This is a genomic window from Chryseobacterium sp. CS3K3.1, assembly GCF_059515165.1.
This window is the reverse complement of record NZ_JCAKRV010000028.1, coordinates 54,969-61,775: the sequence shown is the minus strand read 5'-3', so window position 1 is coordinate 61,775 and position 6,807 is coordinate 54,969. Positions and strand designations below refer to the sequence as shown.

At 35.5% G+C, this 6,807-nt stretch carries 6 protein-coding genes; 1 reads left to right on the top strand and 5 read right to left on the bottom strand.

Annotated features, from left to right (window positions below):
• Positions 1-184: 184 nt before the first annotated feature.
• Complete coding sequence (locus AC5YGI_RS20965) at positions 185-1,375, bottom strand: oxygenase MpaB family protein (RefSeq protein WP_330743260.1); 1,191 nt, start codon at positions 1,373-1,375, stop codon at positions 185-187.
• A gap of 242 nt (positions 1,376-1,617) precedes the next feature.
• Between AC5YGI_RS20965 and AC5YGI_RS20960 the strand changes: the two genes are divergently transcribed.
• Positions 1,618-2,985: a hypothetical protein gene (locus AC5YGI_RS20960; protein ID WP_330743258.1), complete on the top strand. Its 1,368-nt coding sequence runs from the start codon at positions 1,618-1,620 to the stop codon at positions 2,983-2,985.
• Between the two features lie 416 nt (positions 2,986-3,401).
• Here AC5YGI_RS20960 and gap read toward each other — a convergent pair whose 3' ends face one another.
• The 4 genes from gap to AC5YGI_RS20940 all read right to left on the bottom strand — a co-directional run bounded on the left by gap (position 3,402) and on the right by AC5YGI_RS20940 (position 6,800).
• A complete protein-coding gene (gap, locus tag AC5YGI_RS20955; protein WP_330743256.1) occupies positions 3,402-4,406 on the bottom strand; it encodes a type I glyceraldehyde-3-phosphate dehydrogenase in 1,005 nt (334 codons plus the stop codon).
• Between the two features lie 32 nt (positions 4,407-4,438).
• The gene (gene pfkA / locus AC5YGI_RS20950) at positions 4,439-5,425 is read right to left on the bottom strand and encodes a 6-phosphofructokinase (RefSeq protein ID WP_120232866.1); all 987 of its coding nucleotides are present in this window, start codon (positions 5,423-5,425) and stop codon (positions 4,439-4,441) included.
• Positions 5,426-5,508: 83 nt separating this feature from the next.
• Positions 5,509-6,387, bottom strand: a complete 879-nt coding sequence (locus AC5YGI_RS20945; protein ID WP_496169633.1) for a DUF4846 domain-containing protein — start codon at positions 6,385-6,387, stop codon at positions 5,509-5,511.
• A gap of 62 nt (positions 6,388-6,449) precedes the next feature.
• Entirely contained in the window at positions 6,450-6,800 is a 351-nt protein-coding gene (locus AC5YGI_RS20940) for a winged helix-turn-helix transcriptional regulator (protein WP_454510120.1), read from the bottom strand.
• Positions 6,801-6,807: the final 7 nt, after the last annotated feature.

The window sequence follows — 6,807 nt, the reverse complement described above, 5'->3', positions numbered from 1 at the left end:
GAGTAGTGCATGTATTTTTTTACCCCACGCTGATTTTACAGATAGCGCCGATCATAAAATCTGTGCAATTCGTGTGATCTGTGGGAATATTTTAATAAAAATGAGGCTCCATTCTTCCTGAAAATCTAATATTGAGCGAGTCGAAATGTTCTTGGGCCTTTGCGCTTTACAACCCAATAAGACTTTAATGAAAATTTGAACCTTTGGTAATGGCAAGATAATCTTCCAGTACTTTCATCTGATCTTTGTTTCCTCTTTTTATTCTGGCATTGCGGCTTACAAGGCTGTCATAAATTGTGTTGAAAAATATTTTCGATTTTGGGAACAGATTTCTGAAAGGAACTTCCGGAATTTGTAATCTTTTACACACTTCGTCATCCAGAAGAAACCACGTACAGCAGACGTGTAGATATTTTAAATTTTTTCTCTGAAATTCAAATTTTAAAATAGGATTTTCCAATGATTCATCCAAAAGAGAATGAGCCAGAAGAACAGAATCTTTATCCGAAGGGGGCTGAACGGAAGTCCATAAATAAAAATATTCCGTTGCCTGTTTCTTATCATCAGGAAGAAGCTGTTCCGGAATTCCCAAAAGGTAACCCACGTATTTCCAAAGATGGAAAATTCCCTGTTCTTCTTCAACAGAAAAACGATTTCCCAGCTTTTTAAGGCTATGGAGAAATACCAGACTGAACCCGATATACGTGGCCATCATATCCCATGAATTGATGGGTTCTCCCCAGTTTTCGGTATCCCAGTCTTTATAATGTTTTTTAATGGAAAGTCTTGCATAGGAGTGGATCAAACGGGTTTTTATGGCAAATTCATATCCTTTTGCATGAATTTCCAATGCGTTGTATCGGGTAGCATTTACCCAGAAATCCAATGTTTCCGAAAGCCTTTTTACAGCTCCTTTCTTCAAAGCTTCTGTAACGATTAAAGGTTTGTTGAGGTAGGCATAATCATAACCGCCAATCAGACAGTAATCCCTTAATGAAATTAATGAATCAAGATTGCTTCTCATGCAGAGTTCAGCACCGCTTTTGAGCAGATTATAATCCAGCCAGTCCGGAACTTTTTGAGTTTGGCTGAACATTTTTTTTACACTTTCAGGAACATCATCAGTTTCTGAAACTCCGTTTCTGATGTAATGTTCAATTTCCCTGGAAGCTTCATGGAATTTTTTAGTGAAATAAACATCTTTTACCACCTCGTCACCGATCTCATCCGTATGATGGAAATAGGGAGCAAATTTTTCAAAGTTTTTAAAACTCACTTCAGCTCCGGAAAATTCAATAAGCTGTTTTCCGTTGCCATGTTCCCAAAAGTTCCTGAAATGGGGAGCGTCTTTAAAACGGGGTTGTATCATGTTCATTCCTTTACCTATAAAAGTACAAGTTTTATGCTGAAATATTCTGGTGAGATTTGTCAGCTATCCAGGAAAAACTTTTATGAAAAATACCACAAACGGGTAATTTACTTGTGTTTATATAATTTGAAACTTTGTGTAAAACAAAACTAATAACCATGAAAACTCAATTATAAAAACATTTCGTTTCTCTACAATGATTAACTAATTCTCAAATTCAAAAAAACTTAGCCACAAAAATAAAAATCATGAAAACAAAAATTGTATTACTGTTTCTGCTCGGTTGGGCGGGGATGGCGTTTGGACAAAAAAAAGACAAAATAGACTCAATTACAACTCAATTGACAATACCTGAAATTGAGACTTTATTATCTAAGGATGAATTTAAAAAAATTGTTAATAAAGAATTTAATTCTGTTATGAATAGTAGTGGTAAAACTACAATTGGGAATTATGCTGCGGCAGATATCAACGATGGGCGTTTGGTTTTTAATGCAACAAAGAATTTTAAAAATGGAGATATGCTTTCAGTAAATGCAAGTGGAAGTGTTACAGATGGTTTTTTTGCAATATTTAATCAATCAAAAATAAATAGCAATGTCGGTGTCAATTTCAAATACAATATGAGATTAAAATCATCTTCTATTTTATTTCATGAAAGAGAAATCAAAAATTTATCTAAGAAAAAATCTATTGCTACATCACAAGCTAATGTCACAAAATCATTATACATAAAAGATTCAATATTACTATTTTCAAAATTGAAGCTATTAAGGTCAGAAATCTCTGACATTCAGGAAAGACTGAAAGCAGCCAATTTAGATCCTACTGCAAAGGCAAGGTATGAGTATCAAATAGCTTTGAAAAATATGCAGACCGATTCTCTTTTATTAAAGAAAGAGTCACTTCCGTCTTTAAAAGAAATAGAAACCTTAAGTATATCTAAGGAAAAAGACGGTGTAGCTAATGCCATTGATAACTTTAATTATACTGGTATCTTCTTTCATTGGATAAGCTTAGGAGCAGGATTTCAGAATAATAATTTCAACTATTTTACCCCATCTTTATCTTACGAAAATCAAATAACTAAAAAGAATTATGTGGGTTGGAAAGGTTCAATTGAATACAATTATTATGAATGGAATCAGTACAGCAAACCAACTCATTATTTGTTGATAGGCTTTTCAGGAGGGATTGATGATAATTTTTCTGATTTGTCTAAAACTGAAATTAATGAATCTTACAATTATGGGGAAACTTCATCAGGACAAAGAACCTCAACCAAAAAATTTAATGCTTATCAAGGAACATACAAAACAAATCTATCATATAGCAAGTTGTATATTGATTATTACAGGTTTATTTTAGAAAATACAATGGCATTACACATTTATCCACAAAGTACATTTAAAGAAGAAAGTAAACCACAATATGATGCAGGAATAGGGTTACTATACTCATTTAAGGATTTGAAAAAAGATAAATCTAAGCTGCATGTAGAACTTTATTTCAATCTTATTGATCTAACTAATTCCAACGATTCAGAGTTAGCTTTTTTAAAGCGAAACGAAATTGGGCTAAGGTTATCAATTCCAGTAGCATTTCTTAATTTTTAAAATATTTTATTATGGCAAAAACGACAAAAAACAAACGGAAAGACAGAATCCTTTATCGTGCTGACTGTCTTGATTGTCGCAAGTATGTAGGGAAAAAAACGACACGCATACAAGCGGAGGAAGATAGGGATCATCACAAAAGTGAACCTAATAACGAAAATCATAACGTAGAAATCGAAGTTATACAACATTCCTATTTGAAATAACTAATTTTGATAGCATTGTATGATTTGAAATATTAAAAATCAGTTTTAACTGATTTTTTCTTTCTACGTTTGTAAGAGGCTAAAATAGAAAATGATAAGGATACAATAAAAGAGGAAATTCTATATTTAAAATAAAAATACAAAGCCAAAACAAAAAACCTTCCCATCGGGAAGGTTTTATATTACTTATTGCTTATCGCTCATTATTGATTATAAAGAAGCCGCGTGTACAAGCATATCTACTAACTTGTTAGAGTAACCCATTTCGTTGTCATACCAAGAAACAAGTTTCACGAAGTTAGGAGAAAGCATGATACCAGCATCTTTGTCGAAGATAGAAGTTCTCTTATCTCCTACGAAGTCCTGAGATACTACAGCCTCTTCAGTATATCCTAAGATACCTTTCAATTCACCTTCAGAAGCAGCTTTGATAACTGAACAGATTTCTTCATAAGAAGCCGCTTTTTCAATTCTCACTGTTAAGTCTACTACAGAAACGTCAACAGTTGGTACTCTGAAAGACATACCTGTTAATTTTCCGTTTAGTGAAGGGATTACTTTTCCTACTGCTTTAGCAGCACCTGTAGAAGAAGGGATGATGTTATTCAGAGCAGCTCTACCACCTCTCCAGTCTTTCATTGAAGGACCGTCAACAGTTTTCTGAGTAGCTGTTGTAGCGTGTACAGTAGTCATCAAACCTTCTACGATTCCGAAGTTATCGTGGATTACTTTAGCTAAAGGAGCTAAACAGTTTGTAGTACAAGAAGCATTTGATAAGATTTTGATATCATCAGTAAGCTCCTTGTGGTTTACTCCCATTACGAACATTGGAGTGTCATCTTTAGAAGGAGCAGAAAGGATTACTTTCTTAGCACCTGCAGCAAGGTGTTTTGCAGCGCTGTCTTTATCAAGGAATAAACCGGTAGATTCTACTACGTAATCTGCACCGATTTCGTTCCATTTTAGGTTACTTGGATCTTTTTCAGCAGTTACTCTGATTTTTTTCCCGTTTACTACAAGATCATTTCCTTCTACAGAAACTTCACCTGGGAAAATACCGTGTACAGAGTCATATTTTAACATGTAAGCCATGTATTCTGCATTGATTAGGTCATTGATTCCTACAACTTCAATGTTGTCTCTTTCAGTCATTGCTCTGAAAACAAGACGTCCAATTCTACCAAAACCGTTGATACCTACTTTAATTGTTGACATAATAGTTTGTTTTTATTAGATTATAAAAATAATTAGATTGCTAAAATTTCTGAAATCAGTAAAAGATCTTTATTGATTTCATTATGTTTTTTAATGGCTTCTTCAATTGGCGTATACGTCAGATCGTTGGAACGCATCCCTGCCATTACATTGGTTTGTCCTTCCATTAATCCGGTTACGGCTCCATAGCCCAGTCGGCTTGCCAAAACTCTGTCTGCACAGCTTGGAGAACCACCTCTCTGCATATGTCCCAAAATCGCTACACGAATGTCATAATCAGGGAAGGTCTGTTTGGTTTTTTCTGCAAGTTCGTACACATTGGCTAGTTTTTCACCCTCTGCAACAACCACAATACTTGATGCCTTTCCGGTTTTTTCCGCATCTCTGAATTTCGTGAAAAGCTCATCAATACTGTCTTTTTTCTCAGGAATTAAAATATCCAGAGCTCCAGTTGCCAATCCGCTGTTTAAAGCAATAAAACCAGCATCACGACCCATAACTTCCACAAAGAAAACCCTGTTGTGGGAAGTTGCCGTGTCACGGATTTTGTCAATGGCATCCATTGCCGTATTCAATGCAGTGTCGTATCCGATCGTATTATCAGTTCCGAAAATATCGTTGTCGATCGTTCCCGGGATACCGATTACTCTGATTCCGAACTCTTCATTAAAGATTTTGGCACCGGTAAATGTTCCGTCACCTCCGATACATACCAATCCGTCAATTCCCAGCTTTATACAGTTGTCGTAAGCTTTCTGACGGCCTTCTTTAGTTCTGAACTCAGCAGATCTGGCAGATTTTAGAATGGTTCCGCCCTGGTTGATTATATTTTTTACGGAACGGGCTCCCATTTTCAGGAAATCATTATTGATAAGGCCGTTGTAACCTTCCCTCACTCCGTAGCATTCGATATTATAGTAATTGGCGGTTCTTACTACCGCTCTTAACGCCGCATTCATACCCGGAGAGTCACCTCCTGAAGTAAGAACTGCAATTTTTTTTACAGCACTCTCTTTCATCAAGTAAAAAATTTCGAAAACAAATTTACAAAAACAAGTTCAGATTATCGTAGTAAGTTTCCAATAGTTTTGAATATAAATTATTAAAAGCTTCTGAAGTTTGTAGGTTTAAAAAAATACCGTGCAGTTTTCGTCTCCTCAGCATGGATGTCAAGGTCGTACCAGGGCGTAAAATAGGGATTAAACGGATTTGAAAGTACATGAACCGATTGCGCCGGGGTGAATCCTTCACTTAATAAGAATAATCTTTTTCCTTCCTTATTCCGGCAGACACCGGAAATAAAAACAATGTGTCCGGGACTTCCCGGTGTGATCAGGATATCTCCGGTTTTCAGATCTGAATTTTTATTGACCGCTTTTGTTTCTTTATTTAATGAAATCGTTCCTGCATAATTAAAAATGACATCCAGATAATTTCTGAAACTCTGATAAGAATCATCAAAAGACGCAGCTCTTCTGAAGTTGACAGAATTTCCGCTGACAAAAGCTCTCGTTCCGTTTTTATAATCATTCCAGCTGAAAAGATCACCGCTTGTAAAATGAAATTTAATTTCGTTAAATTTTTTAGCCTTATAAAGATATTCAGCTCTCATTCTGATGACTGCATCAGCACATTGCTGAAGGTCCTTATTTCCGGTATCAATATCAAAAACCGCTTCATGAAGATGCTGGGTAGAAATGGGTTTTCCGTCATATTTTACAATCTGGCTGCCGTAAGGTTTGAGTTTGAAGTTTTCAATAAAATATCCGAAAGAACCAGGTTTTTCTTCTATCCAATCATATCCTTCCGGAGGAGAAAATCTTTCCCTGATAGTATTTTTACCTTTATTGATTTTTAAAGCATTTTCAGCAATTAAACGCTCATTTTGATCCGGTTCAGGTAATAAACGGTCTGATATTTTTTCTTTTGTACAGCCGGTGTAAATGAGAATAACAATGATTCCTGTGATAACTTTTTTCATGCGTTTTAGTGAACACAAATATCATTTTTTTTCACCTATCTGCCAATATCTTATTTGAAAATTTAGCGGTTCAGCGACTCCTCTTTTTCAGGGATCAATAATTTTCCCCAATCATTCAGCTGCCAGAGGATTTCCACCAGTTTTTCCCCAAGCTCTGTCAAAGTATATTCTACTCTTGGAGGAAGTTCATTGAAAGACTGTTTCGTTAAAATACCGTCTTCCACCATTTCACTCAGCTGCTGATTGAGAACCCTGCGGTCCACTTTAGCTATACCTCGCAAAAATTCACTGGGACGTTTTTTCCCTTCATTGATCTGCCAGACAATAGGAATTTTCCATTTTCCACTGATGGTATTGACAGCAACTTCCAACGGACATATTTTATTTTCTTCAGCTCTTCCCTTTGTTTCCATAAAATTG

Excerpts from the sequence above, each read along its gene's own strand:
- pfkA (WP_120232866.1), bottom strand. The coding sequence starts at position 5,425 with ATGAAAGAGAGTGCTGTAAAAAAAATTGCAGTTCTTACTTCAGGAGGT.
- AC5YGI_RS20965 (WP_330743260.1), bottom strand. The coding sequence starts at position 1,375 with ATGAACATGATACAACCCCGTTTTAAAGACGCTCCCCATTTCAGGAAC.
- AC5YGI_RS20940 (WP_454510120.1), bottom strand. The coding sequence starts at position 6,800 with ATGGAAACAAAGGGAAGAGCTGAAGAAAATAAAATATGTCCGTTGGAA.
- AC5YGI_RS20960 (WP_330743258.1), top strand. The coding sequence starts at position 1,618 with ATGAAAACAAAAATTGTATTACTGTTTCTGCTCGGTTGGGCGGGGATG.
- gap (WP_330743256.1), bottom strand. The coding sequence starts at position 4,406 with ATGTCAACAATTAAAGTAGGTATCAACGGTTTTGGTAGAATTGGACGT.
- AC5YGI_RS20945 (WP_496169633.1), bottom strand. The coding sequence starts at position 6,387 with ATGAAAAAAGTTATCACAGGAATCATTGTTATTCTCATTTACACCGGC.